Annotated in this window: 15 protein-coding genes; 4 read left to right on the plus strand and 11 right to left on the minus strand. The window is 67.3% G+C overall.

Translation table 11 applies throughout. From position 1 onward, the window contains the following. Positions 1 to 26: 26 nt before the first annotated feature. From E5A73_RS13285 to hflK, 5 genes are all read right to left on the minus strand, one after another. A complete protein-coding gene (locus tag E5A73_RS13285) occupies positions 27 to 2054 on the minus strand; it encodes an OPT family oligopeptide transporter (protein ID WP_135964334.1) in 2028 nt (675 codons plus the stop codon). Between the two features lie 44 nt (positions 2055 to 2098). After that, entirely contained in the window at positions 2099 to 3709 is a 1611-nt protein-coding gene (locus E5A73_RS13290) for a helicase HerA-like domain-containing protein (RefSeq protein WP_135964335.1), read from the minus strand. Positions 3710 to 3794: 85 nt separating this feature from the next. Then, positions 3795 to 5294, minus strand: coding sequence for a Do family serine endopeptidase (locus E5A73_RS13295; RefSeq protein WP_135964336.1), 1500 nt, complete (start codon positions 5292 to 5294; stop codon positions 3795 to 3797). A 94-nt stretch (positions 5295 to 5388) separates the two neighbouring features. After that, positions 5389 to 6246: a protease modulator HflC gene (hflC, locus tag E5A73_RS13300; protein WP_135964337.1), complete on the minus strand. Its 858-nt coding sequence runs from the start codon at positions 6244 to 6246 to the stop codon at positions 5389 to 5391. Beyond that, a complete protein-coding gene (gene hflK, locus E5A73_RS13305) occupies positions 6243 to 7367 on the minus strand; it encodes a protease modulator HflK (RefSeq protein WP_135964338.1) in 1125 nt (374 codons plus the stop codon). The genes hflC and hflK overlap by 4 nt, the downstream gene beginning before the upstream one ends. 71 nt (positions 7368 to 7438) lie before the next feature. Here hflK and E5A73_RS13310 point away from each other — a divergent pair, with 71 nt between their 5' ends. Both E5A73_RS13310 and E5A73_RS13315 read left to right on the plus strand, forming a co-directional pair. Next, a complete protein-coding gene (locus tag E5A73_RS13310; RefSeq protein WP_135964339.1) occupies positions 7439 to 8404 on the plus strand; it encodes an Mrp/NBP35 family ATP-binding protein in 966 nt (321 codons plus the stop codon). A 4-nt stretch (positions 8405 to 8408) separates the two neighbouring features. Next, the gene (locus tag E5A73_RS13315) at positions 8409 to 8840 is read left to right on the plus strand and encodes a CoA-binding protein (RefSeq protein ID WP_135964340.1); all 432 of its coding nucleotides are present in this window, start codon (positions 8409 to 8411) and stop codon (positions 8838 to 8840) included. A gap of 135 nt (positions 8841 to 8975) precedes the next feature. Here the strand turns inward: E5A73_RS13315 and E5A73_RS13320 are convergent, their stop codons facing one another. The 4 genes from E5A73_RS13320 to E5A73_RS13335 all read right to left on the minus strand — a co-directional run bounded on the left by E5A73_RS13320 (position 8976) and on the right by E5A73_RS13335 (position 12443). Beyond that, on the minus strand, positions 8976 to 10088 hold the full coding sequence (locus tag E5A73_RS13320; protein ID WP_206366493.1) for an aminotransferase class V-fold PLP-dependent enzyme: 1113 nt from the start codon (positions 10086 to 10088) through the stop codon (positions 8976 to 8978). Continuing rightward, the gene (locus tag E5A73_RS13325; RefSeq protein WP_135964341.1) at positions 10085 to 10849 is read right to left on the minus strand and encodes a tryptophan 2,3-dioxygenase; all 765 of its coding nucleotides are present in this window, start codon (positions 10847 to 10849) and stop codon (positions 10085 to 10087) included. The genes E5A73_RS13320 and E5A73_RS13325 overlap by 4 nt, the downstream gene beginning before the upstream one ends. A gap of 111 nt (positions 10850 to 10960) precedes the next feature. Further along, positions 10961 to 11779 carry a 2,3,4,5-tetrahydropyridine-2,6-dicarboxylate N-succinyltransferase gene (gene dapD / locus E5A73_RS13330; protein ID WP_135964342.1) on the minus strand — a complete coding sequence of 273 codons (819 nt, stop codon included), beginning with the start codon at positions 11777 to 11779 and terminating at the stop codon, positions 10961 to 10963. A 1-nt stretch (position 11780) separates the two neighbouring features. Next, positions 11781 to 12443: a pyrimidine 5'-nucleotidase gene (locus tag E5A73_RS13335; protein WP_135964343.1), complete on the minus strand. Its 663-nt coding sequence runs from the start codon at positions 12441 to 12443 to the stop codon at positions 11781 to 11783. Between the two features lie 220 nt (positions 12444 to 12663). On the opposite strand from E5A73_RS13335, the gene E5A73_RS13340 reads away from it, so the two are divergent. Both E5A73_RS13340 and E5A73_RS13345 read left to right on the plus strand, forming a co-directional pair. Then, positions 12664 to 14934, plus strand: coding sequence for a S8 family peptidase (locus tag E5A73_RS13340; RefSeq protein WP_240700175.1), 2271 nt, complete (start codon positions 12664 to 12666; stop codon positions 14932 to 14934). Between the two features lie 185 nt (positions 14935 to 15119). Then, entirely contained in the window at positions 15120 to 16106 is a 987-nt protein-coding gene (locus tag E5A73_RS13345; protein WP_135964611.1) for an LLM class flavin-dependent oxidoreductase, read from the plus strand. Between the two features lie 483 nt (positions 16107 to 16589). On the opposite strand, the gene E5A73_RS13350 is transcribed toward E5A73_RS13345, so the two are convergent. Beyond that, positions 16590 to 17939, minus strand: coding sequence for a sensor histidine kinase (locus E5A73_RS13350; protein WP_135964612.1), 1350 nt, complete (start codon positions 17937 to 17939; stop codon positions 16590 to 16592). A gap of 106 nt (positions 17940 to 18045) precedes the next feature. Beyond that, a complete protein-coding gene (locus E5A73_RS13355; RefSeq protein ID WP_029937243.1) occupies positions 18046 to 18714 on the minus strand; it encodes a response regulator transcription factor in 669 nt (222 codons plus the stop codon). Positions 18715 to 18723: the final 9 nt, after the last annotated feature.

Consider the following 18723-nt stretch of genomic DNA (forward strand, 5'->3'; position numbering starts at 1 on the left):
TGCTGGCAGGGAGGGGCTCCTAGTTTTCACCGATAGGTCGCGATGTCCTGATCCACTGGCGGCTCGGAAGCCGGCGGTGCGCGCCGCACCATGCTGCGGGTGCGCGCGTAGATCAGCGCGATCAGCCCGAAGAACAGCAACGGCGCGATCCACAGGGCAACGGTTTCGAAGCTCTCGCCCATCAGCGCCAGCGGGGCGTCGTTGGGCGGGATCGGCGAATTGCGATTGGCCCAGGCGAGGACTCCGGCGAACGCCACCCCGAACAGGCTCTCACCGACAATGAGTCCGGTCGCCGCGAGCACGCCCATCCGCTCGGCGAATTCGGGATTGCCGCTACTTTTGGCCCAGCGATTGTAGAAATAGCCGATCACCGCGCCGACCGGGATCAGCAAGGTGAGCGCCATCGGCAGGTAAATGCCCATGCCCACCGCGAGCGGCGGCAAGCGCATCTTGCCCGAGCGGCCGAGCAGTTCGTCGAGCACGATCACGCCGGCGCCGATTGCGGCGCCGATCCCGATCAGCCCCCAGTCGATGTCGCCGCCAAGCACACCCTTGGCGATCGACGAGATCAGCGCGGCCTGCGGTGCGGAGAGCGCGTTGGGGCCGGCGCCGGGCATGCCGACGAAGCCGAGCGTGTCCTTGAGAAGATCGAGTACCAATGGGATCGCGAGGCTGCCGAACACCACGCCCATCACCAGTGCGACCTGCTGCTTCCACGGCGTCGCGCCGACGAGCTGGCCGGTCTTGAGATCCTGGAGATTGTCGTTTGAGATCGTCGCGATCGAGAAGATGATCGCAGTGGTGAACAGCGCATAGGCGATCAGCGCGTTGGTCCGGGTCGGATCTGCCTCGTGCCCGAACACCGCGACGAGCAGCAGCGACGCGCCGAGCACGGCGAGGATACCGACGCCCGAGACCGGCGAGTTCGACGCGCCGATCAGTCCCGCCATATATCCGCAGATCGCGGCGATCAGGACCCCGACGACGAGGAGATAGACAAGCGTGCCGCCGATCACGGCGACGGGGTAATCGTGCACCGGCCCGCCTGCCGAGAAGCTCCACAGCAGCCAGGCGATCGGAAACAGCGTCGCCACCGACACCAGCGCGACTACGCCGATCGGCAAGTCACGCTCGGTGATGTCGAGCGTCGCGCCGCCGGCCCGGGCGCGCGATGCGGCGAGCGCCGAGCGGAGGCCGGCGATGATCGGGCCAATGATCTTGAGCAAGGACCAGATCGCCGCGACGCCGATCGTGCCCGCGCCGATGAAGCGCACCTGGCCGCGGAAGGTGCCGCCGACCAGCGCGTCGATGCCCGCCGACAAATCGCCGCTCGAGGCGAAATAGGGGACGAGCACGGTCCACGAGATGAGCATCCCGAAGAACATCGCCGCGCCGACCGAAATGCCGACGAGATGCCCCACGCCGATCAGCAGCATCGACCAGCTGGTCGAGAAGCCGGTGGCGGTGCCGCCGACCGCGAAATTCTTGCCGGCTTCCTCGGCGACCAATTTCATCTTGGCGAGCAGCGCGAAGCCGCCCGAGAAGAGCGCGCCGAGGACCAATACGCGCAGCCCGCTGGCGTTTTCGATGTCGCCGGCGCGGCTGTTCGAGCCCACCTTGAGCACTTCGGCGGCCGCGACGCCCTCAGGGTAGGGAAGGTCGGTTCCGGTCACCAGCGCGCGGCGCAGCGGTACCGAGAACATCACCCCGAGCACACCGCCGGTGATGCACACCGCGACCGTGGTCCAATACGGGAAGCCCGACCACCAGCCGACCATGATCAGTCCCGGTAGCACGAACACGATCGCCGCCAGCGTGCCCGCCGCGCTGGCGATCGTCTGGACGATGTTGTTCTCTAGGATCGTGCTGCCGCGGAAGAAGCGGAGGATCGCCATCGACACGACCGCCGCGGGGATCGAAGTGGCAAAGGTCAGCCCGACCTTGAGACCGGCGTAAACGTTGGCCGCAGTGAACAACAATGTGATCGCAGCCCCGAGCAGAACGCCGCGAAGCGTGAGTTCGAGCGGCGCGCGGGCCGCGGCGTCGGTCGCCAAGTCCTGATCTCCCCAAAGTATCGAACGAGACTATGGCGCGCTTGTCAGCCTCTGAACAGCCCGCCCAGCACGCCCCGTACCAGCTGCGCGCCGAGGCTGGACGAGCGGCGCCCGCGACTGCCGAAGATTTCGCGCCCGACTTCGTTGGCGACCTGGCGTCCGAGCGAGGAGGAAGCGGAGCGCGCCGCCGAGGTCGCAACCTTGGCCCAGGGCGATGTCGCGGTCGCCTGCGCGCGTTCGGTGGCGAGGCGGGTGCGCTCGGCCTCCTTGGCGATCCGCGCCTGCTCCTTCGCGCGCGCCGCCGAGGCCTTGTCCTCCGCATTCTCCGCCTGTGCTTCCGCCGCCGCCGCCACGGCTTCATCGGCCTTGGCCGCGAGCATCTCCTCGGCGGACTCGCGATCGATCAGCGTATCGTATTTGTCGGCCACTGCGTCGGTGGTGATCAGCAGAGCGCGTTCGTCGGGCGCGAGTGGGCCGACCCTGGTACCCGGTGCGCGGATCAATGTGCGCTGCACCGGCGAGGGCGAACCGTCCTCCTGCAGCACCGACACCAGAGCCTCGCCGACCTTCAGCTCGGTGATCGCGGTCGCGACATCGAGGTTGGGATTGGCGCGGAAGGTCTCCGCGGCCGATCGGACTGCCTTGGCGTCCTTCGGGGTGAACGCCCGCAACGCGTGCTGGACGCGGTTGCCGAGCTGGCCGGCGACGTCCTCGGGGATGTCGATCGGGTTCTGGGTGATGAAATAGACGCCGACGCCCTTCGAGCGGATCAGCCGCACGACCTGTTCGATCTTGTCGAGCAACGCCTTGGGTGCATCGTCGAACAGCAGATGCGCCTCGTCGAAGAAGAAGACCAGCACCGGCTTGTCGGGGTCGCCGATCTCGGGAAGCGTCTCGAACAATTCGGACAGCATCCACAGCAGGAAGCTGCCGTAGAGCCTGGGCGACGCCATGAGCTTGTCCGCCGCGAGGATGTTGACCACGCCGCGGCCGCGGTCGTCGGTGCGGATGAACTCGCTGATATCGAGCGCGGGTTCGCCGAAGAAGTTTGCCGCGCCCTGCGTGCGCAACTGGAGCAACTGGCGCTGGATCGTGCCGACGCTGGCCTTGGTGATGTTGCCGAACTTGGTCGACAGCTCGCTCGCGCGCTCGGCGCAATGCGCGAGCATCGCCTGGAGATCGTCGAGGTCGAGGAGCAGCAGGCCCTCCTCGTCGGCGACGTGGAAGGCGACGTTGAGCACGCCTTCCTGGGTCTCGTTGAGATCGAGCAACCGGGCGAGGAGCAAAGGCCCCATCTCGGAAATCGTCGCGCGGATCGGATGGCCCTGTTCACCGAACAGGTCCCACAGCTGCACCGGCAATTCGCCATAGCGCCACTCGGTATCGCCGATCTCCTGCGCGCGTGCCGCGAAGATGGCGTGGGTCCTGGCAGTCGGCGAGCCGGCCATGCCGAGGCCGGAGAGATCGCCCTTCACGTCGGACACGAACACCGGCACGCCTGCCGCCGAGAATCCTTCGGCAAGGACCTGCAGCGTGACGGTCTTGCCGGTGCCGGTGGCGCCGGCGATCAGCCCGTGGCGATTGGCGCGGCGCAGCACCAGCTCCTGCCGCACGCCGTCGGCGCTGCCCACGAAAATGCCCGTTTCTCCTGCCATTACCGAACTCCTGTTCCAGAGCGCGGTTCTAGGGAGAAACGGGCATTTCGTCAGCCTAAAAGGCTCGGTTCGAAAGCGTTGCCGATCAGTTCGGGATCTGCACCGGGATGAACGATCCCTGCGGACCACGCTGGACAAAGAGCAATACGTTCTTGCGCCCAGCGCTCTTCGCCTGACCGACGAGGCGGGCAATGTCGGCCGCGCTGGCCACCGGGGTGCGGTTGATCGAGACAATCAGGTCGCCGCGGCGAAGACCCTTGGTGCCGGCATCGCTCGACGCATCCACCGCCGTGATGACCACGCCGCGCGCCGCTGGATCCGCGCCGATGCTGCGCGCGATCTGCGGCGTCAGCGGCGTCACCGCGACGCCGATCGACGCGTTGCCGGTCGCGCCGCCATCCTCGTCGTTGGGCACGGGAGCATCGTTGTCGTCTGCGTTGAAGCCTGCGAGCTGCTCCTCGGGCGGACGCTTGCCGATCGTGGCGGTTACCGTCTGCGGGCGGCCGTCGCGGATCAAGTCGAGCGCGACCCGCGAGCCCGGCGCGATGTTGGCGACGAGATAGCTCAGCGACTGTTCCGGAGTGACGTCCTGGCCGTTCACGCGAACGATGACGTCGCCCTGCCGGATTCCGGCCTTCTCGGCGGCTTCACCCGGCTCGAGGCGCGAAACGAGCGAGCCGCGATCCTTTGGAAGGCCGAGTGCGTCGGCGGTGTCTGAAGTCAAATCCTGCGTTCCAACGCCGAGATAGCCGCGGCTGACTGCGCCGCCCTTCATCAAGGTGTCGACGATCGGCTTGGCCTGTTCGGCCGGAATCGCGAAGCCGATGCCGACATTGCCGCCGGTGGGCGACAGGATCTGCGAATTGATGCCGATGACGTTGCCCTGAAGATCGAACATCGGGCCGCCCGAATTGCCGCGGTTGATCGAGGCGTCGGTCTGGATGAAGCGGTCATAGGCGCCGCCGCCGGTGACGCGGTGCGTCGCCGAGATGATGCCCGCGGTCACGGTGCCGCCGAGGCCGAACGGATTGCCGATCGCGACGATCCAGTCGCCGACGCGCGCCTGGCGCGAATCGCCGAAGCGGACGAAGGGCAAGTTGGCGCCTTCGATCTTGAGCACCGCGAGATCCGAAGCGGGATCGCGGCCGATCAGCCTGGCCTTGTATTCCTTGCGGTCGGCGAGGGTGACGGTGATCGTTTCGACCACTGCGCCGCGGGTGCCGGCCGAGATCACGTGGTTGTTGGTGACGACATAGCCATCGGCCGAGATGATGAAGCCCGAGCCGAGCGACTCCGCGCGCTGGGTCGAAGGCCGCGCCGGGCCGCCGAATGCTTCGAACGGCGTGCCGGCGAACGGGTTGGCGTTGGCGGTGATGCGCTGGGTGGTCGAGATGTTGACCACCGCCGGCTGCAGCTTGGCGACCATGTCGGCGAAGCTCATCGGCGCGCCGCCGCGCGGCACCGCTGCCTGGATCGCGCCCGGCTCGTTCTGCGCGGTCTGCGCACCGGCAGGGTAGTTCAGCGTCAGGGCAGTGGCGGCGCCACCAAGGGCAAGGGCAGTGGTAAGAGCGTAGACGTAACGCACGTGGGCGAATCCTCTCAAAGGACGAGTAAGCGGTCGCGCGACGTTGTTGCGCGCGATTGCTGAACGCTGATTGAATATGAACGAAGCTGCAGGATCATCGTTGCCCCATGAACTCGCGCAAATAGCTGTTCTGGGGCGAGAGGATGATCGACGTGTCGCCCTTGCCGTCGCCCTGGGCGAGGAAGGTCGTCCGGTACGACTGCATCGCGCGGTAGAAATCGTAGAAAGCCGGATCCTTGTTGAACGCCTGTGCATAGACCTGCGCGGCCGTGGCCGACGCCGTGGCGCGGATGATCTGCGCTTCCTTGAGGCCCTGCGCCTTGATCGTCGCGGCTTCCTGGCGGCGCGCGGTCGCCATGCGATTAAGCGCGCTTTCCAACGGCGAACCGCTCGGCAGCTCGGTCTGCTTGATGCGGACGTCGACGATCTCGACGCCGTACTGGCTGGCGAGCCGCTGGAGCGAGTTCTGGATATTGTCCATCACTTCGCCGCGCTCGGGGCTGAGCAGGATCGCCGAAGTGCGCTTGCCGAGCTCGTTGCGCAGCGAAGAGCCGAACAAAGGCTGGAGCTGGTCGCGGACGCGCTCTTCGGAGCCAACCGTCACCACCATGCGCAGCGGATCGACCACGCGGAAGCGCGCATAGGCATCGACTTCGAGGCGGAGCTGATCGGTCGACAGCACCGGCTGGTTGGGCAAGTCGATGTCGAGCACGCGCTTGTCGACCCAGACGATGCGATCCATGAACGGGATGCGGAAGATCGGCCCGGCCTGAGTGCGGCCATATTGCTCGTTGGGCTTGTAGGCGTTGATCGTGCGATAGGGCTGCTCGAGCCGCAGGATCACTGCCTGTTTGCTCTCAGGGACGATCGCGACCGTGCTCATCAGCACGACGAGCGCGAGGATGATGGCGACGGCGATGCCGATCGGGCTGCGGAACCAACTGGCGGTCATCGCGGTGCTCCCGTCTGGGCGCGGGGCTGGGCCGGAGCCTCAGCCGCTGGCGTCCCGCCGCCGCCACGCATCGCGGGCAGCGGGAGGTAGGGCGTCACGCCCGGGGCTTCGACGATCGTCTTGTTGGTGCGGGACAGGATCTGCTCCATCGTCTCGTAATACAGCCGGCGGCGGGTCACTTCGGGTGCCGCTTTGTACTGCTCGTAGATCTTGTCGAACTCGGCCGCTTCGCCCTGTGCCGCGGCGAGAACCTGCTGGGCATAGGCATTGGCGTTGTTCTTGTTGGCCTGGGCCTCCTGCTGCGCGGCGGTGACTTGCTTGAAGTCCTCATCGACGGCCTGGGGCGCGGCAGCCTTCTGGATCGCGACGCCCTGGATGCGGATACCCGAGTGATATTGATCGAGGATCTGCTGGATCGAGGCCTGGACCTGGCCTTCGATCCGCGAACGGCCCTGGCCGATCGCCTCGTTCAAGCTGGTGGTCGCCACGATCGCGCGCATCGCGCTCTCCGCCGTGGCACGGACAGTGTCCTCCGGCTTGGCGATCTGGAACTTGTAGTCGACCGCGCTGCTGATGTCCCAGCGCACCGAATATGCGAGGTCGACGATGTTCTGGTCGCCGGTCAGCATCAGATTTTCGCCGCCGGTCGGGAAATTCTCGGTGCGGATATTGGCGACGTCGATCACGTCGACGAGCTGGAGCGGGGCGGGGAGGGTGAATCGCACGCCGGGGGTCAGCGTGGTCGAATAGCTGCCGAGCGTGGTGACGATGCCCCGCTCGCGCGGGCCGATCGGATGGATGCTGGTAAAGAGCACCCAGACGAGCAGCAGCGCGCCGATCACCAAGGACCACAACCGCGTGCCGCTCGGCAGGCCGGGGATGCCCGGGCCGCCGCCGCCGCCGCCGCGGGCGCGCTTGAGCAATTCGTCGAGGCTCGATGCGCCGGGGCGGGGGCGCTTGCCGCCGGGCGGGAAGGACCAGGGATTGCGTGGGCCGGAGCCGCCGCCATTGCCGGAGCCGCCGCCATTGCCGCCGCTTCCGCCGCCACTGCCCCACGGACTCTTGGGAGCTTCGTTCTTGAAGATGCCGGCCAGTCCGCGCCAGCCCGATAGGTTCACCATGCTTGTCTTTATAAGGTCGCACGCGCGGATTTACAGTGGCAGCAACCGATTGTGCGCCTATCTGGCGCTTAATGACCGACATAGAGAGCTTGAAAGCGGCGCTCGCGCCCATCGCAGCAGGGCGCGCGACAGCGCGAGTCGAGGGCGGCAAGGCGAGCATCGTGCTCGACGTCACTGGCCTTGAAGAGGCGGTGCGGAAGGAGCTGGAGGCGGACGTTCGGCGTGCTGCGGAGGCGGCGCCGGGGGTGAGCGAAGTGCGCGTGCTGCTCACCAGCGAGCGGCGGACGCGGCGGCTGATCGCCGTCGGCAGCGGCAAGGGCGGGGTTGGCAAGTCGACCATCGCCGCCAATCTCGCCATTGCGCTGGCGCGGCGCGGGCGGCGCGTGGGGCTGGTCGATGCCGATATCTACGGCCCCTCGCAGACTCGGCTGCTCGCCGTCGACGGGATTCGGCCCGAAGCGCGCGGGAAGGTGCTGATCCCGGTCCAGACCAAGTTCGGCGTGCCTCTGCTGTCGATGGGCGGGCTGGTGCCCGAGGGGCAGGCGATCGCGTGGCGCGGATCGATGGCGGGCGGCGCGCTCGGCCAGATGGTCGATGCCGATTGGGGCGATGCCGAGATACTGATCCTCGATCTGCCCCCCGGCACCGGCGATCTCCAGCTGACCATGGTGCAGAAGCACAAGCCCGCGGGCGCGATCATCGTGTCGACGCCGCAGGACCTCGCGCTGATCGACGCGGCGCGGGCGATCGACTTGTTCAACAAGGTCAATGTGCCGATCGTCGGCGTGATCGAGAATATGGCGGGCTATGCCTGCCCGCATTGCGGCGAGGTCTCCGACCCGTTCGGCAGCGGCGGCGCGGAGGCGGCGGCGCAGCGGATGGGGCTGCCGTTTCTTGGCCGGGTGCCGCTGGAGATGGCGATTCGCACTGCCTCGGATGCCGGCGATCCGCCCGCCGCGGGGAACGGCCCGCAGGCGGAGACGTTCGCCGCATTGGCGGCGCGGCTGGATGATTGGCTCGTCGCAGAAGGAGGCTGAACCGATGCCGCTGACCCGCGACGAAGACATTCGCCAATTGCTCGAGGAAACGCGGACGATCGCGATGATCGGCGCGTCGGACCGGCCCGATCGACCGAGCTATGGCGTGATGGCGTATCTCCAGAGCCGCGGCTACCGCGTGATCCCGGTCAATCCGCAGATCACCGGCGAGCACGTCCATGGCGAGTTCGTCTTTCGCGAGCTGAGCCAGATCGGCGAACCGATCGACATGGTCGACATCTTCCGGCGGCCGATGGCGGCGGGCGAGGCGGTCGACGAGGCGATCGCGGCTGGGGCGAAGTCGGTGTGGCTGCAGATCGGGGTGATCAACGAAGAGGCCGCCGCGCGCGCCGAGGCGGCCGGGCTCAAGGTGGTGATGGACCGCTGCCCGAAGATCGATATTCCGCGGCTGGGCGTGGCGAAGGTCGGGGACTGACTCAAAATCCTCCCTCGCGAAGCGGGGGAGGTGGCGCCGAAGGTGACGGAGGAGGCCTCTCCACAAGCACCGCCCGCGGAGGCGCCCCCTCCGTCAGGCTGCGCCTGCCACCTCCCCCGCTGCGCGAGGGAGGAGTTACAGCCCTCGCAACGCCCCGATCAGCCGGTTTAGATCGCGCATGTCCTGGTACAGCCCGAACCCGATCCGCAGCACGTCACCGCGGACGTCGACGATCACATCCTCGGCCTCCAGCGCCGCCTTCCAGCGTGCCGCGTGCGGCGAACGCAATGCCACGAAGCGTGCCGGCGATCCCGGATTGAGCAAATCGGCCTCGATCGGCAGTGCCGCCAACAAGCCGTCGCGCAACGCCGCTGCATGCGCGGCGATGTCGGCGGTGCTCAGCCCTTCCTGCCGGAGCATGTCGCGCACTGCGACGAAGCGGTAGATCCCCGAAGGGTCGAACGTCGCGCCGAGGAAGCGCCGTGCGTCGGGGGCGTAACCCACGCTGCCGGGCGGCAGCGAAAGATCGTCGAACTCGGCATACCAACCGGTGATCTGGGGTCGCGGGCCGAAGCCCGGCGGGGCGTGGAGGAAGGCGCAGCCTTCGCCCGCCATCGCATATTTGTAGCCGCCGGCGAGATAGAACACCCGGTCCGCCACTGCCGAAAGGTCGGTCGGCAGCGCCATGAAGCCGTGATAGCCGTCGATTACCACCCAGGGTCCTTCAGGGCGCGCCAGCTCGGCGAGCTCGGCGACCCCCTCGAACACTTGGCCGGTGCCGAACTGGACCTGGCTGACGAAGATCAGATCGTGCGCGCCCGCACGCGCCGCCGTGACGATCCGATCGAGCGGCACCCGCTCGACGGTCGCGCTGCCCGCTTCCTCCCAGCGGACGCTCTGGCGGCGGAAGCTGTGGAACTCGCCGTCGCTCGCCAAAATGCGCAGCGGCCGCTGCGGCAGTGCCGAGGCGATGCGCAGCAGCAATTCGTGGGTGTTCGGCGCGAAGACGATCGTCGCCGGATCGGGCAGCCCCAGCTCTGCTGCGACATGCGCCTGCGCGGCGGGCCAGATCGCGCCCATCACGCGCTCCCATTTGCGGTCGGCGAGGCGCACCCCATCCTCCCAGGCGGCAAGCTGGCCGAGATAGGAGGCGTCGGGCCAGAGATGGTGCGAGTGCGCGGCGAAGTGGAGCCGCTCGGGCGCCGCGGCGATCGCGCGCTGGAAGAGGTGCTTGTAGCTCGCGGTCACAATTGGGTCCGCAGCGACCAGAGTTCGGGGAAGGCGCGCTTCTTGAGCGTCGATTCGAGATAGGGGACGCCGGGGGTGCCGCCGGTGCCGTGCTTCATCCCGATCACCCGGCTGACGGTGAGCACGTGCTTGTGCCGCCAGGTCGCCATCGAATCGTCGACATCGACCAGTTTCTCGGCGAGCTGATACAGGTCCCACCAGCGCGTCGGATCACGATACACCTGGATCCAGGCATCCTCGACTCCCTGGCTCGGCGCGTAGGGCTGCGGCCACTCACGCGCCAGCGCCTCGGGTGGCACCGCGAAGCCTGCGGCGGCGAGCGCGGCATTGGCGTCGTCCCACAGGCTTGGTTCGTTTGCATATTGTTGGGTGAGTGGTCCCGGCACGCCGCCGCCGCGCACCCCGAGCAATGTCTCGACCGCGCGGAACTGATCGGACTGGAAGCCCGAGCTCGGGCCGAGCACCTCGCGGAAGCGGGTATAGTCGCTCGGCGTCATCGTCGCGAGCACGTCCCAGCTCAATGTCATCACTGCCTGAATGCGGCTGATGCGGGCGAGGTTCTTGTACGCCTCGATCAGCCGGCCTTCGCGGACCAGCGCCTTGGCGGGCAACAGCTCGGCGAGGATCTGCTTGAGCCACAGCTCCTTGGTCTGGTGGATGATGATGAACAGCAATTCGTCGTCGCGATCGGACAAAGGATGCTGCGACGCGAGCAAGGTATCGAGGGCGAGATAGCGCCCATAGGTCATGGGTTCGGTCATGGTAGCTTCTCTACGCCATTCCGTCATCCCGGCGAAAGCCGGGATCCAGAGTCGCGTGCGACGCGCTTGTGGCTCTGGGCCCCGGCTTTCGCCGGGGTGACGGTAATGGCCTTATTCCCGCAACAGCTCGTTAATCCCGGTCTTGCTCCGAGTCTGCGCGTCGACCGTCTTGACGATCACCGCACAGTATAGCGCCGGCTTGCCGTCGCTGCCGCCGATGCTGCCGGGCACGACTACCGAATAAGGCGGGACCACGCCGCGATGCACTTCGCCGGTGGCGCGATCGATGATCTTGGTCGAGGCGCCGAGATAGACTCCCATCGACAGCACCGCGCCTTCGCCGACGCGGACGCCCTCGGCGACTTCGGCACGCGCGCCGATGAACGCGCCGTCACCGATGATCACCGGATCGGCCTGGAGCGGCTCGAGCACGCCGCCGATACCGACCCCGCCCGAGAGATGGACGTTCCTGCCGATCTGCGCGCAGCTGCCCACCGTCGACCAAGTGTCGACCATCGTGCCTTCGCCGACAAAAGCGCCGATATTGACGAAGCTCGGCATCAGCACTGCGCCCTTCGCGACGTGCGCGCCGTGGCGCACAATGCTGCCCGGCACCGCGCGGAAGCCGGCGTCGCGGAAGGCGGGCTCGCCCCAGCCGGCGAACTTGCTCGGCACCTTGTCGAACCAATTGGCGCCGCCGGGGCCTTCGACCACGACATTGTCGTTGAGCCGGAAGCTAAGCAGAACCGCCTTTTTGAGCCACTGGTTGACCTGCCAGCCATTGCCGGCCGGCTCGGCTACGCGCGCCTCGCCGCTGTCGAGCAGGTCGAGCGCCTCGGCGACTGCCTCGCGCACCGCGCCTCGAGTCGTGAGACCGAGATTGGCTCGGTCCTCCCAGGCGGCGTCTATGGTTGCGGCGAGGTCGGTCACTTCAATCCTCCAGAATTTGATGCAGCCAGTGGCCGAGGTCGGTCACGGTATAGTCGATGAAGCTGCGGTCTTCGTCTGCCGTCTGTTCGGAGCCGTTGTCGATCCACACCGTAGTCATGCCGATCGCCTTGGCGGGCTTGAGATTGCGCGCCATGTCCTCGACGAACAGGCTTTCGGCCGGGTTGAGGTCATAGGCCTCGCACAGTCCGCGATAGGCCGAGGGATCAGGCTTGGGGCGATATTCGGTGGCGTGGATGTCGTGGATCGCTTCGAAGCTCTCGCTCAGCCCGAGCCGGTCGAGCACCCTGCCGGCATACGGCGCATCGCCGTTGGTGAAGACCAGCTTGCGCCCCGGCAGCCGCGCCAGCGCCGCGATCAATGCCTCGTCGCGCTCCAGCACGCTCATGTCGACGTCATGGACGTCCGCCAGATAATGATGCGGGTCGACTCCGTGCTCCGCGATCAGCCCCGACAGCGTGGTGCCGTGCGCGTGGAAATAGCCTTTCTGGATCCGGTGCGCCTCGGCCGGGTCGCAATTCAGCAGCGTCCGCACATATTCGCCGATCCGCGCGTCTATCATGGCGAAGAGGTTCGCACGCACGGGGTAGAGCGTATTGTCCAGATCGAAGATCCAGTTGCGGATATGGCCTAGCGCGGGAAGCATCGGATCGGGGCTCTACGGAGTGGACGCCCGGGCTGCAAGGCGGCAGGGAAGCGTGGCGTTAAGTCTCGGTAAACTCTGCGGAACCTATCTGCGCTGCCGTGCACCCTCTTCAGGGACGACTATGATGCCGACGGGTTTTCGCGCGCGACTGACGCAAACTGCCGCGCTTGGCAGCCTGTGTGCGCTTGCGGCGTGCGGGGGCGGGGGCGGCGGCGGCGGGGTGAACCCGGTTCCGGCGCCCCCTGTGGTGGCTCCGGCCCCGACGCCGACGCCCACGCCGGTGCCTGCCCCGACACCGACACCGACGCCGGTGGCGACGATGAGCTACGACACCGCCGAATATCGCGCGACTGCCGGCGCCGTTTCGATGAACGCGCTCACTGCCTATCAGCATGGCGGCACCGGCGCGGCGATCCGCGTCGGGGTGATCGACAGCGGGATCGACTTGCAGAGCGCCGAGTTCGGCGATTGTTCGGGCGGAGTCGGCACCGGCAGCTGCCGGATCAGCAGCGCCTCGATCGCGGCGGGCGGAAACGGTACCATCGATGACGAAGGCGGCCACGGCACCGCCGTCGCCTTCACCATCGCCGGGCGTCGCAACGATGCCGGTACGCATGGCGTAGCCTTCGATGCCCAGCTGATCGTCGCGCGCGCCGATACGCCCGGCAGTTGCGCCGATACCAGCGCGGATGGCGGCTGCAGCTTCGGCGACAATGCCATCGCCGCGGGCCTCGACGCCGCGCGCACCGGCGGTGCGCGCGTGGTCAACATCTCGCTCGGCGGCGACCCGCCCAATACCAGGCTGCTTCAGGCGATCAGCAACGCCACCGCCGCCGGGATCGTCATCGTGATTTCGGCCGGCAATGACGGCGACAAGCCCGAGGGCTTCAATCCCGATCCCTTTGCCGGCGGCGCCGCGGCGAGCGCCGGCGCGCGCGGGCTGGTGATCATCGCCGGCTCGGTCGGCACGTCCGACCAGATTTCGAGCTTCAGCAATCGCGCCGGGACCGGCGCCAGCACCTATCTCATGGCGGTCGGCGAGCGCGTTCGCGCGCCGGATCAGGACAATTCCGCGATGCTCTGGTCGGGCACGTCCTTCTCCGCGCCGCAGATCGCCGGGGCGGTGGCGCTGCTCGCCCAGGCTTTCCCCAACCTCAGCGGCGCGCAGATCGTCCAGTTGCTCTATGCGACGGCGCGCGATCTCGGCGCGGAGGGAGTCGACTCGATCTATGGCCGCGGCGCGCTCGATCTGACCCGCGCGTTCCAGCCGGTCGGCACGACGTCGCTCGCCGGATCGACCGGGGTGGTTTCCACCGGCATCAACGCCGCGCTTTCGGGTCCGATGGGGGACGCGCGCCAAGGCCCGCTGGGGGCCGTGGTACTCGACTCGTTCGATCGCGCCTTTGCGACCGAACTGGCACGCTCGATCGTCCGCCAGGGCCCGGCGCGCCGGCTGCCGGCGCTGATGGCGACGCGCCAGCGCAGCTTTTCGACCGGCGTGCGGGATCTCCGCGTCGCGGTGTCGCTCGTGCCGAGCCGCGATTCTATCCGCATCGAGCGGCTCGGCATCGGCGGCAGCGACGCCGGCGTCGCGCGGATGCTCGCCGCGACGGTGAGCGGCAGGCTCGGCAGCAAGGCGCAGTTCGCGATCGGCGCATCGGAGACCGGCAACACGCTGACCGCGCGGCTCGCGGGGCGGGACGAGCCCGCTTTCCTGGTCGCACGCGATCCGCTGCACAGCGCGGGCTTCGATGTCGACGTCACCGGCTCGGTCGCAGTGCGCCAGTCGCTCGGGCGCTGGGGCGTCAGTCTCGCGCAGGAACAGGGCCAGGTGCTCAGCCGGCGCGACACGCAATTCGCCGCGCTGCGCTGGGACGCGCAGCATTCGGGCTATTGGCGGACCACGCTGGGGCTCGATCGCCGCTTCGGCGATCTGCGCGCGGGGCTTTCGCTGACGCGGCTCAGCGAGCGCGACACGTTGCTCGGCGCGCGCTTCAGCGGCGGGCTCGGCGCGGCGCGGGCCGATAGCAATTTCGTCGATCTCGGCCTGCGCTACGCCATAAGCGATGGCTGGTCGCTCGGCGGCTCGATGCGGCAGGGCTGGACCAGCGCCAAGCTGCGCAGCGGAGTTCAGGGGGGTGGTGTCATTCGCACCAACGCCTTTGCGGCCGATATCGGCAAGGACGCGATGTTCGCGGCGGGCGACAGTTTCGGGTTCCGCATCGCCCAGCCGCTGCGTGTCGCAAGCGGCGGGATCGGGATCGCGCTGCCTGCCGACTGGGATTATGCGACGATGGCGGTCAGCGCGTGGGACAAGGGATTCATCAATCTGGCGCCGGTGGGCCGCGAGGTGGATTATGAGCTGCGCTACAGCTGGCCATTGCTCGGCGGGGATGTGAGCAGCAACCTGTTCCTGCGGCGCAATCCGGGGAATTATGCGTCTTTCCCGAGCGACAAGGGTGGCGCGGTGCGGCTGACTTTGGGGTTCTGAATGCTGTTTGGTGAGGGTCTCCATTCTCGATAGCGTGGTCCCCTCACCCAGCTCCGACTAAGGTCCGCTGAAGAAGCGGACCCGAGTCTGCGCAACCCTCTCCCGACGGGAGAGGGGAACTCCTTCGTCGCTTGAAAGCAAAGCTTCGGCTGGCGCGCGGGCGGGGCACCACCCATCTCCGGGCGATGACAGCCTATTCCCTGCTCGACCTCGTTCCCATCATCCAGGGCGGCACCGCCGGCCAGGCGCTCGCCAATGCCGCCGACCTTGCGCGCCATGCCGAGGGGCTCGACTATACGCGCTACTGGGTCGCCGAGCATCACGGCATGGAAGGCATCGCCAGCGCCGCAACCGCGGTGGTGATCGCGCATGTCGGCGCCGCGACTTCGACGATCCGAGTCGGCGCAGGGGGCATCATGCTGCCCAACCATTCGCCGCTCCAGGTCGCCGAGCAGTTCGGCACGCTCGACGCGCTGTTCCCGGGGCGAGTCGATCTCGGCCTCGGCAGAGCGCCGGGATCCGATCAGCGCGTGTCGGCGGCGATCCGGCGCGGGATGGGCGGCGACGGCAACGAGTTCCCCCAGGACGTGGTCGAACTGCAGAGTTATTTCGCCGATGACGGCCGGACCGGCATTCGCGCCACTCCGGGTGCGGGCGCAGACGTCAAGCTATGGATTCTCGGCTCGAGCCTGTTCGGCGCGCAGCTGGCGGCGGCCTTGGGGCTGCCTTATGCCTTCGCCTCGCATTTCGCGCCGGGGCTGATCGATGAAGCGGGCGACGTCTATCGCCGCAACTTCCGCCCCTCGGCGGCGCTCGACAAGCCGCATCTGGCGCTGGGCTTCAACGTCTTTGGTGCGGACAGCGACGACGAGGCCGAATATCTGGCGACGTCGCAGCAACAGGCCTTCGTCGCGATCCGCACGGGGCGGGGGATCCAGTTGCCGCCGCCGGTGCGTGGCTATCGCGACAGCCTCGGCGCGCAGGGCAATGCGATGCTCGAGCAAGTGCTCTCGGCCAGTGCGATCGGCGGTCCGGAGAAGGTGCGCGCGCAGCTTGCGGCGTTCGTGGCGCGGACCGGGGCGGACGAACTCATCCTGACCAGCGCGATGTTCGACCATGATGCGCGCAAGCGAAGCCTGACGATCGCTGCGGAGGCGATGCGGGCGATCTAGAGACGATCTCAGTTAGATCGACCCACCCTGTCCGTTCGCCCTGAGCTTGTCGAAGGGCGACGCCGCCAGCGGTTCGTGCGTGGATAGCCGCCCTTCGACAGGCTCAGGGCGAACGGAAAACGGAGCGATTTCGCCAATATGAAATCAAAGCCAGTCTCTTGAGACAGCGATCAACGTAAGGGCGATCGCACCGCCGCGCGCACATCTTGCGAAGCTAAAGTCACACCAGGGTCACACTATCGCGCATGTCCCGGCGGCTAATGGGCTGTCCCGAAAATCACAAAGGTCTGCCCCAGACGCGCCTCAATGTGGCCGTTGGAATCCAAATTATCAAAGAGCGGCCGCAGGGCGGCGGCGTATCGATCTGAGCAAGTGAAATCCTACATTTCAAGCGGTAATTCAGACCGGGATTACCAACCGGGCGGGCCAAAGGAAGCGCTTCGCCTAGGCGCAAGACATTGATATCTATACACTCTGTATTGCTCAAGAAGCGGCCGGCAGCCTTAGCCGGACGAGCAGCCCTCCGAGATCCTCGCTCTCTTCGAGACTGACGGTGCCGTCGTAGATCTCGGCGACGTCGCGGACGATCGCGAGGCCGAGGCCGGTGCCGGGCTTGCCGCTGTCGAGCCGGACGCCGCGATCGAAGATGCGCAGGCGGTCGGCTTCGGGGATGCCGTTGCCATCGTCCTCGACGAGGATCTCGACGAAGCCGGCTTCGACCCGCACCGTGACGAAGACGCTGCCGCCGCCATATTTGGCGGCGTTCTCGACGAGATTGCCGAGCAGATCGTCGAGATCCTGGCGCTCGATATGCGCGATCAGGTCTTTCTGGCCGTCGAGGTCGAGGCGGACATTGGGGTAGAGCCGCGCCACCGCGCGCTCGACGGCTTCGACCGAGGGCCACACCGCGGCGCGGCTGTGCGCGCTGCCGCGGCGGCCGACGGCGCGGGCGCGGGCGAGGTGGTGGTCGATCTGGCGGCGCATCGTCCGCGCCTCGCGGATCACCGTGGGGGCGAGGTCGTCCTGCCCCGCGGCGGCGGCATTGATGATCACGCTGAGCGGAGTCTTGAGCGCATGCGCGAGGTTGCCGGCGTGGCGCCGCGCTTCCTCGGCCTGGCGGTCATTGTGTTCGACGAGTGCGTTCAGTTCCTCGACCATCGGCGCGATCTCGGCGGGCATGCGGTCCTCGATCCGCTTGGCCTTGCCGGCGCGTAGCCGCGCGATCTCCGACCGCACCTTGCGCAGCGGGAGGAGCCCATACCAGGTCTGCAGCCCGACCATCACGATCAGCCCAAGCCCGAGCAGCACGAAGCTGCGCACCAGGGTCCGGCGCAACGTGGCAATCTGCGCGTTGAGTCCGTCGCGGCTCTGCGCGACCTGAAATCTCCAGCGCACCGGCGAGCCCGGAAGCTTGAGATCGCGCTCGGCGATCCGCAGCATCTGATTGCTCGGATCGTTGGGGTCGCGATCCTGGCGCGGGGTTTTGTCCAGGAATTCGTCGCTGTCGTAGATGTGGAGTTCGCGGTCGTCGTGGCGCTGGTTTACGCGTAGCTTGCGGTCCCACAGCGAACGCGACGGGAACGGCTCGAAGCCGTTGCCGCTGATCTGCCAATAGGCGCCAGAGCCCGGCTCGAGGAAGCGCTGGTCGGCGAGTTCGCGGTTGAGCACGACTTCGCCGTTCGGGCCGAGCTCGGCCGAGACGATCATCGAGGTCAGCAGATAATCGAGCTGCTCGTCGAAATTGCGCGTGATCGCCGTGGTCAACACCCGATCGAGCGCGACGCCGCCGCCGACCAGCAGCACGAAGATCCAGGCGCTGGCGATCAGGATCATCCGCCGGCTCACCGATCCGGTGGCCTGGGCGTAGCGCCGCGGCTGCGGCTCGGGGACCGCCTCGTCGATCACGGGGGACGGGACGCTGTCCCCGGTGTCATGCATGTCAGGCGTCCGCGGGTTCCTCGAGGCTGTAGCCCAGCCCGCGGATGGTGGTGATCACGTCGGCACCCAATTTCTTGCGGATCCGCGTGACGAAGACTTCGATGGTGTTCGAATCGCGATCGAAATCCTGATCGTAGATATGCTCGATCAGCTCGGTGCGGCTGACCACCTTGCCCTTGTGGTGAAGCAGATAGGAGAGGAGCTTATACTCCTGCGCAGTGAGCTTGACCGGCTCGCCGGCCTTGGTGACCTTGCCGCTGCGGGTGTCGAGGCGGATGTCGCCCGCGATCAGCTCGGCCGAGGCATTGCCCGAGGCGCGGCGGATCAATGCGCGCAGTCGGGCGATCAGTTCCTCGGTCTGGAACGGCTTGGCGACATAATCGTCGGCGCCGGCGTCGAGCCCGGCGACCTTGTCCGACCAGCTGTCGCGCGCGGTGAGCACCAGCACCGGGGTGGTCTTGCCTTCCTTGCGCCAGCGATCGAGCACGGTCAGCCCGTCGATCTCGGGAAGGCCGAGATCGAGGATCACGGCGTCATATTGCTCGGTAGAGCCGAGGAAATGCCCCTCTTCGCCGTCAGTGGCGAGATCGACCGCATAGCCCGCGCCTTCGAGCGCGTTGCGGAGCTGCTGTCCGAGATTGGGTTCGTCCTCGACGATCAATAGTCGCATGCGTTGGTC

Origin of the sequence: Sphingomonas gei (genome assembly GCF_004792685.1) — a bacterium.
Taxonomy (GTDB): Bacteria; Pseudomonadota; Alphaproteobacteria; order Sphingomonadales; family Sphingomonadaceae; genus Sphingomonas; species Sphingomonas gei.